Source organism: Candidatus Symbiopectobacterium sp. NZEC127 (genome assembly GCF_025962675.1).
In the GTDB taxonomy this organism is placed as follows: domain Bacteria; phylum Pseudomonadota; class Gammaproteobacteria; order Enterobacterales; family Enterobacteriaceae; genus Symbiopectobacterium.
Genome location: NZ_JAGFPG010000009.1, coordinates 45,154 through 64,428, shown reverse-complemented (window position 1 = coordinate 64,428; position 19,275 = coordinate 45,154). Strand labels below are relative to the sequence as shown.

General features: G+C 40.3%; 18 protein-coding genes. 4 read left to right on the top strand and 14 right to left on the bottom strand.

Translation table 11 applies throughout. From position 1 onward, the window contains the following. Positions 1 to 145: 145 nt before the first annotated feature. The 3 genes from rfbA to rfbD all read left to right on the top strand — a co-directional run bounded on the left by rfbA (position 146) and on the right by rfbD (position 2,482). On the top strand, positions 146 to 1,021 hold the full coding sequence (rfbA, locus tag J5069_RS22445) for a glucose-1-phosphate thymidylyltransferase RfbA (RefSeq protein ID WP_264645923.1): 876 nt from the start codon (positions 146 to 148) through the stop codon (positions 1,019 to 1,021). 82 nt (positions 1,022 to 1,103) lie between these two features. Further along, positions 1,104 to 1,640, top strand: a complete 537-nt coding sequence (gene rfbC, locus J5069_RS22440) for a dTDP-4-dehydrorhamnose 3,5-epimerase (protein ID WP_264645968.1) — start codon at positions 1,104 to 1,106, stop codon at positions 1,638 to 1,640. Next, on the top strand, positions 1,637 to 2,482 hold the full coding sequence (rfbD, locus tag J5069_RS22435; protein ID WP_264645922.1) for a dTDP-4-dehydrorhamnose reductase: 846 nt from the start codon (positions 1,637 to 1,639) through the stop codon (positions 2,480 to 2,482). The genes rfbC and rfbD overlap by 4 nt, the downstream gene beginning before the upstream one ends. Before the next feature lie 178 nt (positions 2,483 to 2,660). On the opposite strand, the gene J5069_RS22430 is transcribed toward rfbD, so the two are convergent. The 14 genes from J5069_RS22430 to wecA all read right to left on the bottom strand — a co-directional run bounded on the left by J5069_RS22430 (position 2,661) and on the right by wecA (position 17,081). Next, positions 2,661 to 3,122 carry a hypothetical protein gene (locus tag J5069_RS22430; protein ID WP_264645921.1) on the bottom strand — a complete coding sequence of 154 codons (462 nt, stop codon included), beginning with the start codon at positions 3,120 to 3,122 and terminating at the stop codon, positions 2,661 to 2,663. Positions 3,123 to 3,148: 26 nt separating this feature from the next. Further along, complete coding sequence (locus J5069_RS24325) at positions 3,149 to 3,313, bottom strand: ash family protein (protein WP_413542274.1); 165 nt, start codon at positions 3,311 to 3,313, stop codon at positions 3,149 to 3,151. Between the two features lie 265 nt (positions 3,314 to 3,578). Then, the gene (locus tag J5069_RS22425) at positions 3,579 to 4,529 is read right to left on the bottom strand and encodes an NAD-dependent epimerase/dehydratase family protein (protein WP_319801696.1); all 951 of its coding nucleotides are present in this window, start codon (positions 4,527 to 4,529) and stop codon (positions 3,579 to 3,581) included. 14 nt (positions 4,530 to 4,543) lie between these two features. Continuing rightward, a complete protein-coding gene (locus tag J5069_RS22420) occupies positions 4,544 to 5,350 on the bottom strand; it encodes a glycosyltransferase (protein ID WP_264645919.1) in 807 nt (268 codons plus the stop codon). A gap of 55 nt (positions 5,351 to 5,405) precedes the next feature. Continuing rightward, positions 5,406 to 6,374 (bottom strand): beta-1,6-N-acetylglucosaminyltransferase, encoded by a 969-nt coding sequence (locus J5069_RS22415; RefSeq protein WP_264645918.1) that lies wholly within the window; start codon positions 6,372 to 6,374, stop codon positions 5,406 to 5,408. Beyond that, positions 6,353 to 7,615, bottom strand: coding sequence for an oligosaccharide flippase family protein (locus J5069_RS22410; RefSeq protein ID WP_264645917.1), 1,263 nt, complete (start codon positions 7,613 to 7,615; stop codon positions 6,353 to 6,355). The genes J5069_RS22415 and J5069_RS22410 overlap by 22 nt, the downstream gene beginning before the upstream one ends. Continuing rightward, entirely contained in the window at positions 7,608 to 9,068 is a 1,461-nt protein-coding gene (locus J5069_RS22405; protein WP_264645916.1) for a hypothetical protein, read from the bottom strand. Before J5069_RS22405 ends, J5069_RS22410 begins: the two co-directional genes overlap by 8 nt. Continuing rightward, complete coding sequence (locus J5069_RS22400) at positions 9,055 to 10,005, bottom strand: glycosyltransferase family 2 protein (RefSeq protein WP_264645915.1); 951 nt, start codon at positions 10,003 to 10,005, stop codon at positions 9,055 to 9,057. Before J5069_RS22400 ends, J5069_RS22405 begins: the two co-directional genes overlap by 14 nt. Next, entirely contained in the window at positions 10,002 to 10,757 is a 756-nt protein-coding gene (locus tag J5069_RS22395) for a glycosyltransferase family 25 protein (protein ID WP_264645914.1), read from the bottom strand. The genes J5069_RS22400 and J5069_RS22395 overlap by 4 nt, the downstream gene beginning before the upstream one ends. Further along, positions 10,750 to 12,027 (bottom strand): hypothetical protein, encoded by a 1,278-nt coding sequence (locus J5069_RS22390; RefSeq protein ID WP_264645913.1) that lies wholly within the window; start codon positions 12,025 to 12,027, stop codon positions 10,750 to 10,752. Before J5069_RS22390 ends, J5069_RS22395 begins: the two co-directional genes overlap by 8 nt. A 69-nt stretch (positions 12,028 to 12,096) precedes the next feature. Beyond that, positions 12,097 to 14,265 carry a tyrosine-protein kinase Wzc gene (gene wzc, locus J5069_RS22385; protein WP_264645912.1) on the bottom strand — a complete coding sequence of 723 codons (2,169 nt, stop codon included), beginning with the start codon at positions 14,263 to 14,265 and terminating at the stop codon, positions 12,097 to 12,099. 15 nt (positions 14,266 to 14,280) lie between these two features. After that, positions 14,281 to 14,715 carry a protein tyrosine phosphatase gene (locus J5069_RS22380; protein ID WP_264645911.1) on the bottom strand — a complete coding sequence of 145 codons (435 nt, stop codon included), beginning with the start codon at positions 14,713 to 14,715 and terminating at the stop codon, positions 14,281 to 14,283. 26 nt (positions 14,716 to 14,741) lie between these two features. Beyond that, positions 14,742 to 15,878 carry a polysaccharide export protein gene (locus J5069_RS22375; RefSeq protein ID WP_264645910.1) on the bottom strand — a complete coding sequence of 379 codons (1,137 nt, stop codon included), beginning with the start codon at positions 15,876 to 15,878 and terminating at the stop codon, positions 14,742 to 14,744. A gap of 114 nt (positions 15,879 to 15,992) precedes the next feature. After that, the gene (gene wecA / locus J5069_RS22370; protein ID WP_264645909.1) at positions 15,993 to 17,081 is read right to left on the bottom strand and encodes a UDP-N-acetylglucosamine--undecaprenyl-phosphate N-acetylglucosaminephosphotransferase; all 1,089 of its coding nucleotides are present in this window, start codon (positions 17,079 to 17,081) and stop codon (positions 15,993 to 15,995) included. A gap of 594 nt (positions 17,082 to 17,675) precedes the next feature. On the opposite strand from wecA, the gene J5069_RS22365 reads away from it, so the two are divergent. Continuing rightward, positions 17,676 to 19,262, top strand: a complete 1,587-nt coding sequence (locus J5069_RS22365; protein WP_264645908.1) for a TerC family protein — start codon at positions 17,676 to 17,678, stop codon at positions 19,260 to 19,262. The last annotated feature ends 13 nt before the right edge of the window (positions 19,263 to 19,275 follow it).

Here is a 19,275-nt window from a genome sequence, read left to right as displayed (position 1 = left end):
TGGCTGTGGGAATAAGGTTACACCCAATTGCCCACAACGCTACCTGAACAACTTCAGATTTCTGATAGATCAGACAATTCTGCATCGATATTGTATACTCGCTGCCCTACTCTCTATCCTTGGCATACACAACGAAGGCTAGCTAATGAAAGGCATCGTATTAGCGGGTGGGTCTGGCACAAGGCTTTACCCCATCACCCGTGGTATCTCAAAACAACTCCTGCCCATTTATGACAAACCGATGGTGTATTACCCGATATCCGTACTGATGCTGGCAGGCATTCGAGATATTCTGATTATTAGCACCCCGGAAGACCTTCCTTCTTTCCAGCGCTTGCTCGGCGATGGCAGCCACTTTGGCATCAACCTCAGCTATGCGGAGCAACCAAGCCCTGATGGACTGGCTCAAGCGTTCATCATCGGTGAAGAGTTTATTAACGGTGAACGTTGTGCATTGATTTTGGGCGATAATATCTATTTCGGCCAAAGCTTTGGAAAAACACTGGAAAATATAGTGGCACAGGAACGGGGTGCAACGATATTTGGCTATCAGGTGACCGATCCAGAGCGTTTTGGCGTAGTGGAATTTGATGCCAACTTCAAAGCCCTTTCGATTGAAGAGAAACCGCTTAAGCCCAAATCTAATTGGGCGGTGACCGGGCTCTATTTCTATGACGAAGATATTGTGGAGATGGCCAAACAGGTCAAGCCTTCTGCTCGCGGCGAGCTGGAAATCACTACGCTCAACCAGATGTATCTGGAGCAAGGCAAGCTTAACGTTGAACTGCTTGGGCGTGGTTTCGCCTGGCTGGATACCGGCACCCATGATAGCCTGATTGAAGCCTCACAGTTTATTCATACTATTGAGAAGCGCCAGGGGCTGAAAGTGGCGTGTCTGGAAGAGATTGCTTTCCGGAAAGGCTGGATCTCCCGCGAACAGGTCGCTGAAGAAGCGCGTATACTAAGCAAAACGCAGTATGGGCAGTATCTGGCGCGATTACTTGAAGATACTCGCCAGTAGTTCTACCTATACTCCTTGGCGTACACCGAAGATACCTATGGCAGAAACAGATAATAACCCTCACACAGATTTAACAAACACTATGCAAGTGATCGACACCCCCATTTACGGCGCAAAAATTATTCAACCCAAAGTATTTGGCGATGCGCGCGGTTTTTTTCTGGAGACTTTTGAGAAAAATCGTTATCAGCAAATGCTCAACATCGATCTGGATTTTGTGCAGGATAACCACTCTCGCTCCAGCAAAGGCGTGTTACGCGGTCTGCATTATCAAAAAACGCACCCTCAGGGCAAGTTAGTCCGTGTAGTTCGAGGTGAAGTGTATGATGTGGCAGTGGATATTCGCCGTGATTCTCCGAGCTACGGAAAATGGTTTGGCATGCTGTTAACGGAAGAGAATAAAACTCAGCTTTGGCTGCCACCGGGATTGGCGCATGGTTTTGCCGTGCTCTCTGACATTGCGGATTTTGAATATAAATGCACGGAATATTACCAACCTTCTGACGAAGGCTGCCTACTGTGGAACGACCCTGATTTGGGCATTGAATGGCCGCTGGAATCCCCTCTGCTTTCCGAGAAGGACAAACTCGGTAAACGCTTCAAGGAGTTGAGCCAATGAGAGTGCTATTGACTGGTGCCAACGGCCAACTTGGGCGCTGCTTCCAGGATAGGCTACCTGCTGGTTGGCAAATTCTTGCCACCGACTTTGCCGAATTGGATATCACCGATCTTGCGCCACTCACTGCGGCTGTAGCTGCTTTCAAACCAGATGCTATTGTTAACGCAGCGGCCTACACGGCGGTGGATAAAGCAGAAAGCGAAGTAGAATTGGCGGAACGCATTAACGCTGTTGGCCCGGCTAATCTGGCAAGTGTAGCTGCACAGCACGGCATTCGTTTAGTGCACGTCTCAACCGATTACGTTTTCGATGGCAACACCACCACGCCCTACACCGAAGAGAGCCCAACCAATCCGCTCAGTGTGTATGGCATCACCAAATTGGCTGGTGAGCGCGCCGTTAGCGCGGCGGCACCTGATGCGATTATCGTGCGCACCGCCTGGGTATTTAGCGAATACGGCAATAACTTTGTGAAAACCATGCTGCGTTTAGGCAAAGAGCGGGATGCGTTAAGCATTGTTGACGACCAGCGTGGCTGCCCCACTTATGCGGGTGATTTGGCACAGGCGATTATTGCACTGCTACAACAAAATGCCGCCGGGGGAATCTATCATTACGCCGGTGATAAAGAAGTCAGTTGGTTTGAATTTGCTCAGGCTATCTTTTCTGCCGCAGTGCAGAAAGCGGTTCTGAGTAAAGCACCGACGCTCACACCGATTACTACAGCGCAATATCCCACTCCTGCACACCGGCCTGCGTATTCCACGCTGGCTGGGGAAAAAATCAAAACGTTAGGTATTGCGTTATCTGACTGGCAACGTGCGTTAGAACTAACCATTTAGCACGGTGGCTAACCAAGTTTTACTTACCCAGCAATCTACGCACTACGTTTTCTTTCATACCGCACCTCCTGTCATTCCCGCGAAAGCGGGAATCTCCCACAGGGAAAACTTATTCCCTGTGAGGAAACCAACCTCTAACCACAGCGTTATTTTATGCAGCTCAGCATGCCTGACTGCGTCACATTAGCTTTTCATTAATCTCTTTAAGCCCGTGTTCTGTTTTCAACCAACGAGGGGTTTTAAGACCCGCCGCAAAAAACCAAACCAGCTCAGCTAATAGCTCAATGACAACCGGCGTCGTTTCGGAAGATAAGTTCTGCTCGGTGAGCAGTTGCACTAAGGTTTGGCAATATTGACAGAGAGATTCAGAATCAGGTTCAAAGCGCGGAGAAGTAGCAGGGAGCGCATCAACGGCAAGGCTCTCGACAAGATGAGGCGGAATGGGCGCATTCAGTGTGGATTTCAACAAATTGAGACAGGTAGCAAGTCGCCCACACAGTGCCAGCTTCAACATAGTATCATCACATTCGAGCATAGAATCTGAAAAATGCTCACAGTGATCGGCCAGCACGTTAAAATCAGTGTCTGCGTTAAAAGGAAGGGTCAATAACGGGCAAGTCTGGTTGAGGATTGTAGCCATAAGGCAGCCTCCGATGAGTATCGTATTTACCCACCACCAGAGGTTCCAATCTCTTGGGTGGTGGAACCGGACGGGGTTGGAACTACCGGCCTCATCGACACCGGCGCATCTTGCGATGCCCCCGCCCGGCCCACCATAGAAGTGCAGCTAAGCGAATGACACAAAAAAAGCGCAGATGCGCTTAGTGTCATCGATGAAGTCAGGCAGGGTTCCAATCCTGGCACCTGATTTTGCAGGTGTGCGTTAACGATACCGCCATCGGCGGTGGGTGGCAAGGGGTTTGACTATAGAACAAGAGAGAAATAAATATTTGCTAAGATTCAAATTTTGCTCACATCAGGTCATATAAAAATTCTAGTCTTAGCATCAAGAATTTAGCGAATATAACTTATCTTTTAATAAATATAAGTTTATTTTGTTGAGAGCAAACCTGAGCTATGCATCGCGTCATCTCGATCATTTTAAAAACTCATTTCTAACCGTTCGAGCTATTCCTTCAGACAAAGAAACAGGGGCAGAAAAATCCGACTCATCAATAAAATTAGATTTAAATTGAGTTTTTGCGCAAAATTTTCTTATGCGAACACTGCTCACTGGGAATTGTCTACCTGTTACCTTGCTCAACAGATCAAAGCAATACCCTCCAAACAAGCCAATGAAATATGGAACTCTAATGTTTTTTTCTTTTTTTCCTAGTGCATTAGTTATTACACTCGTCAATTCATTCATAGTAAAGTCAGGCTTATCAACGTAGTTGAACACATATTTTCCGACTGACAAGCCTGAAACATAATGAATAAATGCAGAAATATTCTCAACATATGCCATAGATTTTTTATTATTACCAGAACCAATCATCAAAAAACGTCCGGAAGCGATTTGTCGAAATAGATTATAAACATTACCCCGATTATTCTCACCGAATACAACGGTTGGTCTGATTGTCACCAATTTATTATCCGAATGACTAGAAAACCACGCATCATATACATGCTCTGCTTCTAGTTTTGATTTTCCATAATGATTGAATGGATGGTACTCACCATCTTCTCCAGTTTCTTTTTCTACAAACCCATACACGGCAACAGACGAAGTAAATATGATATTTTCAATAGAGTTTATTTTTGCTGCCTTGCAAACATTTTCAGCCCCAACAACATTAACATCATAATAAAGGCTAATAGGGCTAACATTATCTTTATGTTCGGCAGCAAGATTTATGATAGTGTCTATGTTTTTCAATGCAGAAATAAGAGTTTCTATCTTTGTAACATCACAATACTCCCATTCATCTGGAAACTCTTGCGATTTATTTTTATCTAAAATCTTAAAATTTATATTTTCCTCTTTTAATTTCTTAGCCAAAACCGTACCAATGAAACCAGACCCACCAATAATAGCCAACATAGTATTCACCACAATCATTTACGAAAAAAACAATATAACTTAGACAGAAATTTAGTCGGCAACATACGAGCAGAAGCTCGTAATATAAATATATATGAAGCCATAAATCGATTATCTAAACCTAACGCCAATTTTAGCTTAAACAACTTATATTCACTCGATATATATACCAATCCTTTTCGTCTTTGAATCATAGAGCGTCCGGCTCTAACATACACTAAAGGTTCAACTAAATTACCAACTTTATAGCCAGAAGCTAATACTCTTAACCACAAGTTATAATCTTCCATAAAAGCATGGTGTAAATATCCACCAACACTACAGATCATATCTCTCTTGAACATAACGGACATATGATTAAATGGGTTACGTTTTTTAGCCATCTCTTTTATTTCTTCATAATGGAGAGGATTTACACGTTGACCAAGAGAGAAAGACATAGTTTCATCAAACTCTCGCACAGCAGTTCCGAGAACACATACTTCAGGATTCTCTAATAAAAAATTTATCTGTTTTTCAAACCTTGTACTTACACACACATCATCGGTGTCCATTCTAGCTACAATTTTATACTGGCAATGTTGCAGACCAATATTCAAAGCACTACCCAGACCGACATTTCTATTCAATTGAATAGTCTTAAGATTTAACCTTTCATTCCATTTTTTTATTACCGTATATAAATCAGAAGAAACAACCCCATCAACAACGAGAATTATTTCATTTGGCTGTAACGTTTGCTTTTCCAAACTAGCAAAACAGGCATTGAAATGATCCGGCAACTCATTTTTATACACAGACATTAATACAGAAAATTGCATATAAACACTCAATATATCTTAATTAAACCACCCCAATAAAGAGCAGTTAAATTCATTATTCATGGGAATTATTCTTCTTAATCATACTCAACAGTTTCTCTGACTTTTTGTCATCAAATTTTCTAGCAAACAAACAATTACTGTTAAGTATTAATTTATAATCAGACTCATCAAGAACCGTGGGGTAAAAACCATTTCTTCCAGACCAATCGATGAATCTAAGATTAAACAACTTTTCATCCAACATGTTATCTTCAAATTCATCAGACCTACAGTCATTACGCCATTGAGTGTACTCTTTATACATAAAAACATTTTCTTTGAAGCGCGAGTTTAATAAAATCGTTTGAAAATACATTTCATCAGATGCATGACAATATTTATAATAATTATTAAACTCAGTATTCTCACAAGAAAAATTCACAATGAATCTTGCTGCATCGCCAGTAATAGTCCACCAGGAGGATCCCCCATAAGGTTCAATATTTTTTAAAAAACTCCGTTTAGGAAATAAATGTCTAATGCTAAAAAAAAGGCCCCAAAAAAAAAGTTTAAAAGCATCTTTTTTCCAATTTCTTATACCAATAAAATCTATTGGATAGTAATATTCTATTTTATGCAACCATGTTGGTCTATCAGACAATCGCCAAAAACTGATGAATTCAGAATGAATATTCTTACTTAAAAAATCATTAATTTCTTCTATTCGTTTAACAGGATAATCAGCACCACTGATTAATGAAATGTGACTGTACTCATTATTATTCACTGCATACTTCAATAGATGCAGAGTTGCTTGAACCTGGCTGAACCCCATCCATTTGACATCGACTCTATCACTAATGAAATAGGCATTTTTTTTATAAGTGGCATTATCATCAATGATTTTCTTGAATGGTTCGATATCTACTTTTTTATCTATATGAATAAAAATATCCACTAGTGGATGCTGTAATGCTAGAATAAGCTCTTTAAAAACAATAAAGTTACTATGCGCTTGTATCAAATATGCAAATTTTGGCATTCAAGAACCTTCGATCTTTTAGTTAATTTTAAAAATAATATAAGCCGCAAGAAAAAAATAGCAGTTTCAGTAACCAACACAGAGAATGCAACGTTTATAGCGCTAACTTCCTTTGTGAAAATAAAAAAAGAAATTAATATTAATTGAACACAACCGCCGAATACAACAGTATAATTAACAACTTTAACTTTATTTATTGTAGCAAAAGCAGGGTATCCTAGAATACCACTCAAGAAATTAACTACAATAACAATAGAAAATATTCTTAGCACGTTACTGGCACCACTAAACTCAGAGCCGAATATTAATGTTACGGTTTCCTCTGAAAAAAAGAAAATAAAAACGCCAATAAAAATCACAAATGGAAGAGTGAAAAGAATAACGTTAAATATTATTTTCCTGTTACTAACATTTGCCATATAGGGGAAAATAGCTTGAATTACTGGTCCAGTTAGACTTTGACTTGCCTGATATATTTTCTCTACACAGCCATACAATGCAAGCTGAACCATTCCAGCATGGGCCCCTACAAATATTGAGCTTAATGTTGTATAGGCACTAACAGAAACACGTGATAGGAAAAAAGTAGAACTAAATTTCAACTCATTAATAATATATTTTATTGATGCGATCTTTGGAACATATCCCATTTTAATCATAATATAAGATAACATAACAAAATTTATCAGCATACTTAGAAAGGATGCAATAAAAACCGAATGGATATCCTGTTCATGCTTAACAAAAATAAATATATAAGAAACATAAAAAAACTTAGGTATAGTGAAGAACAACACGATATCTTTCATCTTCTCCATGCCCTGGAAAAACCATAGAGGAAGATAACTTTGGCAAAAACAGACTCCAATCAAGGGAAGTATAAATAAAAAATCCACTTTCCCCCAATAAAAACAAATAGAGTAAACTATAATAACGCTGAGTAAAAATAAAAAAAATTTTATAATATATATAGAGTAAATTACCTTCTTAATGACCAATGGTTTAGTTCTATTTTTTGCTATTTTATACGTTGCTGATAGCCCAAAACCGAAGTCATTTAATACAAAAAGAAGTCCACTTAAGGATGCAAATAATGTAACGACCCCAAAAGCCTCAGTGCTAAACACTCTCGATAGATATGGTAATACTAACAGAGGCGCAATCAGATTTAAAAATTGGACAATATAGAATGAAACAGTATTTGCAAAAAGAGCTTTAATACCTTTACTTATCTTATCCATTTAATCTCTTTAATATTTTTTTTACTAGTGGGAGGATATTATTTCTTCTCAAGAAGTCGACAATAAATTCTCTATATCTGAAATAATAAATCCGGATAACTCTATTAAGCGAAACCCTCAAGTTTTTCATTTTTTTCCTTTTGACATTCCCATCAAAAGCTTCAATGATTTTCTCTATATCAACAAAATCCTTTTCCTCTCCTCGATTTTTCTTAAAATCAATCAATTTTTCTGGTCTAATAAATTTCACTCCAAACACATCAATAAAGAAATCTTCTTTTTTGAGTATATCTTTCGTATTTATTTTATATAAATCCGCATACTTATTATGACTCCCGATTTCTGGAGTGTCAGTGATAGTAATATTTTCATCATGCAATAGATCAATATCATTTGCATCTCTCAACCCCAGAAGGCTCATAAGAGAACTACCTGTAACAATGACATCATCAATTGAAATTGAATTTTTTTGTAAGACTAAAATAATTTTCGACAAAACTTTTAGCTCTATATTATTTAACAACACCCCTCCGTGCGAATATAATAAAAATTCAGACAGCTTTCCAGTCTCAAATATATCATCAGTAGTATGTATATTATTTTTGGAACCATCAGAAAGAGCTCGAATCTCATTTTTTAAATCTATATCGTCTTCACCCCCCAAACTTTTATAAAATAAAAAATGTGTTTCTTTGTTATTAACAAAGCATGCATCAGCTTTATTTTTTATTCCACTCCAAGAATTATCAACATCACCGATCCATTTTTCGTTCTTATACGCAAGAAGGCATAAATTCCTAACACCGTTTGAATCTAAAGTAAAACAGTCACTGTAAATCACTCTGTCTGTATATTTTCTTTTAACACTATCAATAGAAAGGCTATTATATGGCCAAAGAATTGCAACACGGGATGAGCAATCACAAGAAAGGTAGCATCTTACAAAATTAAGTAATTCCTCCCGGGAAGCACCCTTTCTTTTATAAAATGAATAATCATAAGTAGGAGATTCAACATTAAGCTTAATAGTTGGTATCTTTAATCCTAAAAGATATGCAATCGAAACCCTATGAGCACCATCTAAGACCATTCCATCCTTAGAAAGAGGGATAATTGATTTTTTTACATCAAACCCATTTTCTTTAATTTCATTAAATAATGTTATAAAGTATTTTTCAAAATCTAAAAAACTTTTCTTAAATGAATCGCCAGGTTCTTTATAAAGAGCATCTGTAAAATATTGTATTGTATCTTTGTAGTATTTCCGATTACGATTAATTTCACTTTCATTCCCTGCCAACACGGCTTCTAAATATTTTATCTTAACGGGAATATCTAATCTTTTCGGGTGTATTAAATCTTTGGCACAAACATAATTAATTTCTTCATCAATACATCTATAACAATGAAATCTAGAATCTATACGTTCTAAAATATTTTTATCGTAATTCATAAATTTTAAATTTAACCTTGATAAATAAAATAATAAAAAAAGATAATTTTATAAAAACAAAAACATTAAATGCTTTCAGTTTTTCTAAGTTAGAAAAAGATAATTTCTTGAATTCTTTTCTTTTCTCAAAAAGAAAATCAATACTTTCTTTATTATCGATGCTATACAAGAGTGTTTTTTTTAACAAATACATAAATGTCATTAATTTAAAATAAGAGTAACGAGAATTCAAAAAAACATCATCCACAAATAAATTATTCAGTTCATCATAAAGGTCTAGAACTTTTATTTTCTGGCCTGTGATTTTACTGTTAACTGAACTATTTGCATTCAAATTATAAAAAAACAAGCAATCTTTTATATAATAAAGAGTATCGCAGTAGTGCAATACTCTTATCATAAAATGAATATCTTCACCCAATGGATATCCATTTTTAAAAAAAATATTATTTTCTAGTAAAAAAAATCTTTTATAACAAAAACAACAAAAGCTTATATTTATCTTTCTTTTTAAAAAAAGATATAAAATATATCGCCCTGAGTAATCACCATTTTCAAAATCAGTATTTACTATTACATTATTTATTTTATAATTGAAAATAACAATATTGAAATTATCATTATTGCACTCGTCCAATGTAAGAAACAAGTGTTTAGAAAAATCGTCATCAGCATCTAAAAATAAGATATACTCTCCTTTTGCATGCTCGATACCTAAATTCCTAGCACTCGACACTCCATTATTAGATTGTTCTAAGTAGATGAAGCTATTAGTTTGAGTCAATAACTCTTTTGTTTTATCAGTTGAACCATCGTTTACAATTATGAATTCAACATCGTCCCTAGATTCAATAACATCATTTATAAATGAAAGTATATTCGAAACATAAAATTCTATATTGTAGGCTGGGATGATAACAGAATATTTTTTTTTCATAAAAATTTATTCACCGTACACCTGAATTTATTTCTAATTGACTTTAGAAGAACAATAATGAAATTCCTCTTTATTTTTTCATTAGAACGCGTTGCTTCAAGTAAACTTTGTGTGGTTGTTGGCTTAGGATGTGAAATAATATTTGAAAGATAAATACTATCAAAAAATTTCTTTTTGTAAAAAACATCCCAATCATCTGCCAAACAAAAATCATTATTACTAAATTGATATATACTTCCTGCAACAGACTGATTAATCAAATAAGCCGCAGTTCGGTAGATATATTTACTACTGGCTATAGTTTTTTTAAAAACTATTTTTTCATTAATAGAAAAATCCGAAAACCTAGACGTTATTATTAATTTTTCACTATCTAAATAGTCTTGCGCACCTAGGACATACAATGAATTTTTATTCAAAAAATTGACATCAGAATTAACTAGTGGGTAAATATCAGTTTCCAGAATAACATCATCTTCGAGAATTATCGCCCATTCGATATTATTAACTTTCATCATATGATATATAGACATATGACTTAATGAACAACCTATTTCGCCCGCCGATAATGATCTTTTATATCTTCTTCTTACCCATTCACTTGCATTAATTTTATTAATAAAATCATCAACTAATGTCTTGCCATCTACCGCATCAACAAACTGATAATCATATCCATTTAATTGCTTATCAATTGACGCTCTCCGAATCGAATCTTTAAGTGAAACGATAAATATTGGTATATTACTCATATTTTTTTTTGCTATTAAGTATTAAAACAAATTGGTATGAGACCAAAATAGTAAAAAGATATTTATTGAAGCCTAAAGTCATAGCTTTAAACTCTAATATGAACGATAAAAGAATGAATATATTTATTACAGGTTTAATGTTTTCAGTATGCTTTTTATTTAAAAAGAAACCACTAATCAATAAATGATATACAGAAATAATTAAAACCCAAAGAATGCCACCATAATACAAATTTCTTAGATATCCGACGTCAGTTTGCATGTAATACTTCCCTGTATTTGGGTCCGTAAACACACCGACTCCATACATAAAATCCTCGATTGTAACGTCTTTATCCCACATATCCATCAAAGTGTTCGTTGAGTGTGTTTCCAAACGACCACTGTTTATGTAGTTGTATATGGGTTCAAAAGCAAAACCTAGAACTTTATTTATGGCTGATGAGTCAGAACCAAAAAACATAAGGGAAAGAAATAAAAGAATGCCCAAAGGGATAATAAATATTAAAACTTCCTTTATTTTTAAAGTGAGCCTTTTGCTAGAAAAGCAATAATAAAAAAAGGATAGCAACGCACCTACAAATGCAGTTCTCCCAGAAAAAAAACATCCAACAAACAATAGAACACCAATAAGAACAACAAATAATGATATTTTCTTTTCAATGAGAAAACGTTTTGTAAAAAGAATAAAAACACACGCATACCCAACTGCAAGTCCCCAACCGCTAGAACTAGCCAAAGCTAGCCCACGAATCATTCCCGATTTTTCATATAAATTAGAGATATCGTCTTCTAAATAAAAAAAATGCACAAAGTTAGCAACTACTGGAAATAAAAATGCTGATATTTGTATTAGCGATTGAGCAACAAAAACAAAAATCAACAACATTTCAAAATAAGATTGTTTATTAGGGAAATTTGAATTTGCAGATATCAGACAAATAAAGAAAAAAATACATATTATTTGTATAACCTGAGAAATGAAATTTTTAAAATAACTGAAGTCATATTTTTCATGCATTACAGTGATCAACACACACAACAATGAAATAAAAAATAAACAAGATATAATCAATAAAAAATTTTTATCCAAAAACAATATTCTTATTGAAGATACAAATTCCTTACCTCTGAATAACAAGCCTATTAAAATAGAAATAAAAGGAACTAAAAAAGAACTATTAATTCCTTCGGTAAGGTAAAACCCAAAAATCAAAAAAAACAACAACACGCCATCGATAAAGTATTTTTTCAATTGTATATAAATCACTAGTATTTTACTCTAAAGATAAAAAATGTGCATATCCTAACTTATAAAATGGACATGCACATATTATATTTATTTTGATTTATAATCATAAGTATAGTAATGATAACCACCATACCCATAATAACTAGTAGCTCGTTTAACTATAGCATTAAGAATAACGCCTTTAATCTCAGTACCATTTTGCTCAAAGCGACGAATACTAACTTCAATTTCTTTTACTGTATTCATTTCAAAGCGCGCAACAAGCAAAGATGTACCCGCATGGCGGCTAATGATAGCAGCATCTGTTACTGCCAGAATCGGCGGTGTGTCTAGTAGAACCAGATCATAATTTTCTGCCGTCCACTTAATAAATTCGGCGAATCGGCTATGCATCAACAACTCAGAAGGATTCGGTGGCACCTGACCTCGCGGGATAAAATCCATCCCTTCCATATGGGTTTTACGTACTGCGTCTTTGATCTGCATCTGTCCAGAAAGAATGTCTGAAAGACCATTATTACTCTGTGAGCCCATCAACTCATGGGCATAACCTTTGCGCATATCACAGTCAACAATCAGCACGCGCTGCCCAGCTTGTGCAATAACTGCACCCAGGTTGGCACTGATAAAGGTTTTACCAATAGAGGGGCTGGCACCCGAGATCATCAGCACATTATTTTTGGCTTCCATCATAGCGAAATGCAGGCTGGTGCGCAGGCTGCGGATTGCCTCAATAGCCAAGTCAGCCGGATTACCTACAGCAAGTAATTCTGTAGAACGGGTATTGCTTTTCTTGCCCTTCGCCAGCAGTGCTTTGTCTTTCTTCTGTTGCCATTCAGAAAGCGGCACGCTGGCATAAACGTTAATGCCTAACTCTTCAAGTTGTTCGGGGCTTTCAATACCTTTATGCAACAAGGTTTTAAGGACCACAAATGCTGTAGAGGCCATTCCGCCTAAAATCATGGCTAACAGCACAATTAATGGCTTTTTAGGCTTAACCGGTTTAGGCTGAACTACGGCTTTATCAATAATGCGCACATTGCCCACAGTGCTGGCTTTGTTAATGCTAAGTTCCTGCTGTTTATTCAGCAGTTGCATATACACTTCTTGACCAGCCTGAACATCACGGGTCAAACGCAAAATCTCTTGCTGGGTTTTCGGCATCGCCCCCACACGCTTATTCAGCTTATCGCGCTCTTGCTGCAAAGTTTTGCGTTTTTCCATCAACGCTCGGTAAGCAGGGTGTTCACGGGTGTAGAGTTTGGAGATCTCTGCTTCTTTAAACGTTAGTTCATTAAGTTGAGATTCCACAGACACCATAGTGTCTAGCACCGCTTTTGCTTCTAATGAGAGATCAACAGAATCATTCTGTTGGCGGAAGGTATTTAATTTATTTTCTGCATCATTCAACTGGCCACGGATGTTAGGTAATTGCTCTTTTAAAAATTCAAGGCTTCTGCCCGCTTCTTCCGACTTACGCTCTACATTCTGCTGCAAATAGTTTTGGCTGATGCTGTTTAGAATCTTGGTGGTTAAGATAGGGTCTTCCCCTTCTAAACTTAACCCCAAAACACCGGTATCCTTCCCTTTATCGGCAACAGCAAAATCATCTAATAATCTATTAATTGCTGTTAACGGATTAAGTTTCCTTAGGCGAAAAACTGTATCATTATCAGCTTGAATCTCACTAACTAAGAGAGTAATACCGTTATAGCTCGCCACCTGACCTACTTTACCTGAGAAAGAAACGGTGTCTCCCCCTGTTAAAGTGTAGTTCTCTTTATCGATAACTTTCAGAGTCAGCGGTTCATCCTGCCAACTTTCGGGCACATCAAGGCGAGATACAGCAATTTGTCCAGGCTCAGTATCCGTTAAGCGCGCAATACCTTTGCCAACAATGGGTAAATACTTTTGGCGCACATCTATATCTAGTGCCAGATCGTTAATAGTTTTCCCTATAACCATGCGAGATTTGATCAACTCAATTTCAGCAGCAGACTGGGGTTTCGCGTCTGGCAGCATGCTGGAAATATCTTTGATCAAAGAGTCGCCACCACTTTGCTCTACCTGTATCAATGCATCAGCTTTATAAATCGGTGTAGCCAGCATGGCATAAGCAATACCAACAATGGTAAACAACGCCGTCACACCAATTATTAACCAACGATTATCTAGCAGGGTCCCAAGCAATCGCCCCAAATCAATCTCATCTGAACGATCAATTTCAGATGTTTTCACTGAATTTTTCTCTGCCATCGGTTTCTCTGAGAATTATCGATTTAAAGCCTGCGCCCATTTTTGGGCCGACTGCTCTAGTTGCAAATAAACAAATTCAAAAGCCTCGCGGCTTTTGCGATAAGGGTCAGCAATTTCTCGCTGGTTCAGCCAGTGGCCAAACAACATGGTCTTGCCACGCACTTCCGGTGCCATGCGCCCCACAGCATCAATGTGGCCTTTTTCCATCACCAAAATCAGGTCATATTCTCTGCACAAGGATTTGGTAAGTTGCTGGGCTGAGTGCCCTTCCAGTGAAAGGCCGTGCGCACTGGCCACGTCACTGGCGGTGTTATCCGCAGCATGCTCCACTAACGCGCCCAGCCCTGCGGAGGCGATTCTTTTGCTCGGCAATAACTGTTTTAACAACCGCTCCCCGGTTGGGGAGCGGCAAATATTGCCTACACATACCACTAAGATGGAATCAAACATGACGTTCTTCGTGTGCAAAAGGATGGTTACGGCCAGGTACGCACACGTAATGCGCCTTCGGTCAGGTCATTGAAGCCGGAGATGGTCGGCACCAGCTGTGACACCACGCGGTTCCAACGCACAATCGGTGCAGTGGTTACGTACACCACATCATAGGGCTGTAACTGGAACTCGGTGCCCATCACCAGCGCAGTGGCATCAGAGGTGTTGAGCTGATAAATATCGGCCAGTTTAGGGCCTTGTGAGCCACGCAGCGGACGGATAACAAACACACCGGTCGCATCAGACATGGCCTGATCCATCCCTTCCGCATTGCCTAACGCTTCAGTGAGCGTCATACCGCTGCGGTCCATCTTCAGGGTGCTTTGCTTTTTCACTTCCCCCATCACAAACACCTTCAGGCCGTCGTTACGCGGCACATAAAGGATATCGCCAGGGTAGAGAAGTTGGTTCTGAGACAGGTCGCCGTTTTGCATCAGCGCCTGAAGGGAAATGCGTTTTTCCTGCCCGTTGTGCGTCAGCACCACGTTACGCCAGTCGGCGTTTTCCGTCAGCCCACCGGCTTTATTGATGGCATCCAGAATAGTGAGCGGCACGTTGGAAACGGCCTGCTGTCCAGATGTCGCCACTTCACCAGAAACATACACTTTTTGCGAACGGAACGCCGCAATACTGATTTCAACCTGAGGCGATTCTATATACTGCGCCAGGCGGCCCATGATCTCCTCACGCACCTGAGTGACGGTTTTCCCCGCCACTTTCACTTTGCCAATATATGGGTAGAAGATAGTGCCATCAGAATGTACCCAGTTACCGGTGTCTGCTGCGGTGCGATACGTCCCTGCGGGTGTCGTCAATTCGGGGTGATCCCAAACGGTAACCATCAACACATCACCCACGCCAATCAGGTATTCGTAGCTTTGCAGTTCACGATCCAATGCAGAGTTAGTCTGGGCTACCAGCGGTTTTGCTCGCATTTTCTCAATCAGGTAAGGCGTCATCGGGTAAACGTTGACCAGTTTACTGATGTTGAAATCTGCATCCTGTTGTTTAATCACTTCTTTGCCGCTGGTCGTCAAATGCGAACCAGGAAAAATGGTACAACCGCTCAGCAACACGGCAGACACCATCAACGGTATCACTTTTCTTTTGTAAGCTATCATCCTGTTTATGCCATCACTTTTAATAAGTTATAAGTCGCCGCCGATCCTCTGCCTCTATCATAAAGAATTCGGGTGCTATTGATTCCATGAGTTACGGCTGTAAAAACGGGTAATTTACTTGTTCAGTGGCGTTTGGCTTACTTTGCCGTGCACATGCCCAGACTGACCGCTACCACGGCGGGCCCACGTCAGCAAGCGCCATACCCGGGTAATTGACCAGAAATAGCCGACGAATGCCAGTAAAAACAGGCTAAGCATAACAGACTCTCTGATTCCTGCACGCTCACCAATAATTCCTACCAGCGCAAACATAAACGCCACACCAACAATGGCTAACAGGGTTTGACGCGGTCCCAGCCCAGCACGCAGTAAAATATGATGAAGATGCTCGCGATCGGGCTTGAAGGGGCTGTCGCCACGGCGAATGCGACGCGTCATTATGGTGACCATGTCCATCAACGGCACGGCGATAAACCATAATGCGGTCACCGGGCGAATTACAGCGTCATGCCCTTGCGTGGCGACAATCAGCAACCAGATAACGGTGAAACCAATCAAGGTGCTACCGGCATCGCCCATAAAGACTTTGAATTTTTGTCCCCAGGGAATACCGAGGTTGAGCAGAATATAAGGAATGGATGCAGCCAGCAGGCATAAACTCCACTGTGCCAGTTCATGCTCACCATCCAGATAAAACATCACAGCCAGCGCACCAAAGGTGACGCAGGAGAGTGCGCCCAGTAAGCCATCGATGCCATCGACCATGTTGAAAGCATTGATAGCGCCCCAGACCGCGAGCAGCGTCACCGCGTAGCCCGCCCAACCCAGCACCAGCTCATAACCGAATAGAATGTTACCCAGGCTCGCAAGGTGAAGCCCGGAATACATCATGATGCTGGCCACCAGCGCTTGCAGGAAGATACGAGGCATAACAGGGAGATCGAAGCGGTCGTCCAGCACGCCGACGAAAAGTAATGCGCTGGCGCAGACCATATAGAGGGAAAAATCAGGGAGCCATTCAGGATGAAGGGCATAGAGGATCCAGAGGGCGAGATAAATAGAAACGCCTCCCACCAGGGGAATATGCCCGCGGTGTTTTTTGCGCGAGTTCGGTTTATCAACTAACCCTACTTTTATTGCCGTTTTTCTTGCCAGAAAAAGCGCAATAAAAGCGCTTATAAAGATAACCGTAATTTCTTGCATTTTTGCACCATCATCAACCGTGAAGTTACTTCGCACCAGGCACGCTACCGCCCTTGGCTCATAGCCGCCAACGTGCTGTTAAAATACGGAATACCATCCGTGGGCCACATTATGATTCCTGTGTACGTATTTATTTTTACGGGCTAGTCAAGCAAAAAAAACCGCGAAACTTTCAGAAAAGGACCCTATAGTGCCGCGTACGCCACTATAGTATGGAGCACATTTCACTCTGTACAGGAAGTTCGTGGATTTACAAAGATTTTCAGATTAGGCCTATCCCGCGCAACAAAACCGCAATAACCTTAAGAAATCACATGTCTTTTTATGTTTGAGTGTTTTTTAAACAAATCGGTATTATTTAATAATTACTTACAAATGCTAGCACTCTTGAGTGCGGCTAGATACCGTTTTTTGAAAGTTAGCGATTTTAAATCAGCAGGTTATAATGCTAAATAGTTGTAAATAAAGTAATTGTGTTTGCAATGATTGTATGAAGATGTTGTCAGACTGGTAATATCCCCACAAATGCTGGTTCAATGCGGGCTGCGCTGCTACCCTATATCGGTTCTGGTTGATACAGGTGAAAAAATTTATATGGAGTGGATCGCTGATCCCACTATCTGGGCCGGTTTGGCAACGCTTGTGGTGTTGGAACTGGTATTAGGTATCGATAATCTTGTCTTTATTGCCATTCTGGCGGAAAAACTCCCCGAAAAACTCAGAGATCGCGCCCGCGTCGTTGGCCTGTCACTCGCATTATTGATGCGTCTGGTGCTGCTTGCCTCTATGTCCTGGCTGGTTTCGCTCACCGCCCCGCTTTTCACCCTGTTTCAACAGCCGTTTAGCGCACGCGATATCATCATGGCGGTCGGCGGGCTGTTTCTGTTGTTCAAAGCCACGGTAGAACTTAATGAGCGGTTGGAAGGCCGAGATCAGGAGCAGCATGGTCAGCGCAAACGAGCGCGTTTTTGGGCGGTTGTAACGCAGATTGTTATTCTGGATGCCATCTTTTCGCTGGATTCGGTCATCACCGCTGTCGGCATGACCGATCATCTGCTGGTGATGATGTCTGCCGTGACCATCGCCATTGGGCTGATGCTGCTCGCCAGCAAACCATTAACCCGGTTTGTCAGCGCCCACCCCACTATTGTCATTCTTTGCCTCAGCTTTTTGCTGATGATCGGCTTTAGTCTGGTCGCGGATGGCTTTGGTTACCATATTCCCAAAGGCTACCTCTATGCAGCGATTGGTTTCTCGGTATTGATTGAGGTGCTAAACCAGGTTGCTCAGTTTAACCGCCGCCGTTTCCTCACCTCTGATGTGCCCCTGCGCCAGCGCACCGCCGATGTAATCCTGAAAATTCTGCGCGGTGAGCATGAAGATGCGGAATTGAATAACCAAACCTCAGACTTGATTGGCGACAATGCGCAAAGCGGTAATGCGGTATTCAACCGTCAGGAACGGCGCATGATCGAACGCGTGCTCGGCATGGGGCAACGTAGCGTGAGCAGCATCATGACATCCCGCCACGATATCATCGCCGTAGAACTTCAGTCGCCCCACGATGCGCTGGCAGCGCTGTTGGAAAAAAGTCCGCACACTCGGTTGGTAGTGATGGATAGCCCGACCTCGGATGAACCGGTAGGCATTGTGCACGTGGCCTCCCTGTTGCAACAACAGCTGCGCCATGAACCGCTCGATCTGCATAAGCTGGTGCGCCAGCCGCTGGTGTTCCCTGAGCAGATCTCTTTGCTACAGGCCTTGGAACAGTTCAGGGCGGCAAAAACCCACTTTGCTTTTGTGGTGGATGAATTTGGTTCGGTGGAAGGCATTGTTACGCTGAGCGATGTGATGGAAACCATCGCCGGGAATCTACCTGTCGAGGGAGAAGATGTCGATGCGCGTCACGACATTACGCAAAACGAAGACGGGAGTTGGACGGCCAACGGCTACACACCGCTAGAAGATCTCGCCATGTACATCCCCCTTACGCTGGATGAAAAACGCGAGTATTACACGCTGGCCGGGTTGATGATGGAATATTCACAGCGCGTGCCGCAAGAAGGTGATGAACTCACCATCGATGGTTACCGCTTCAAGATATTAAGCATGGAGAGCCACCGCATTGTGAAAGTGGCAATCACTCTGGAGCACGCGCCTGAGCAGGATTATGAGGTATAATTACCGCAAAGCG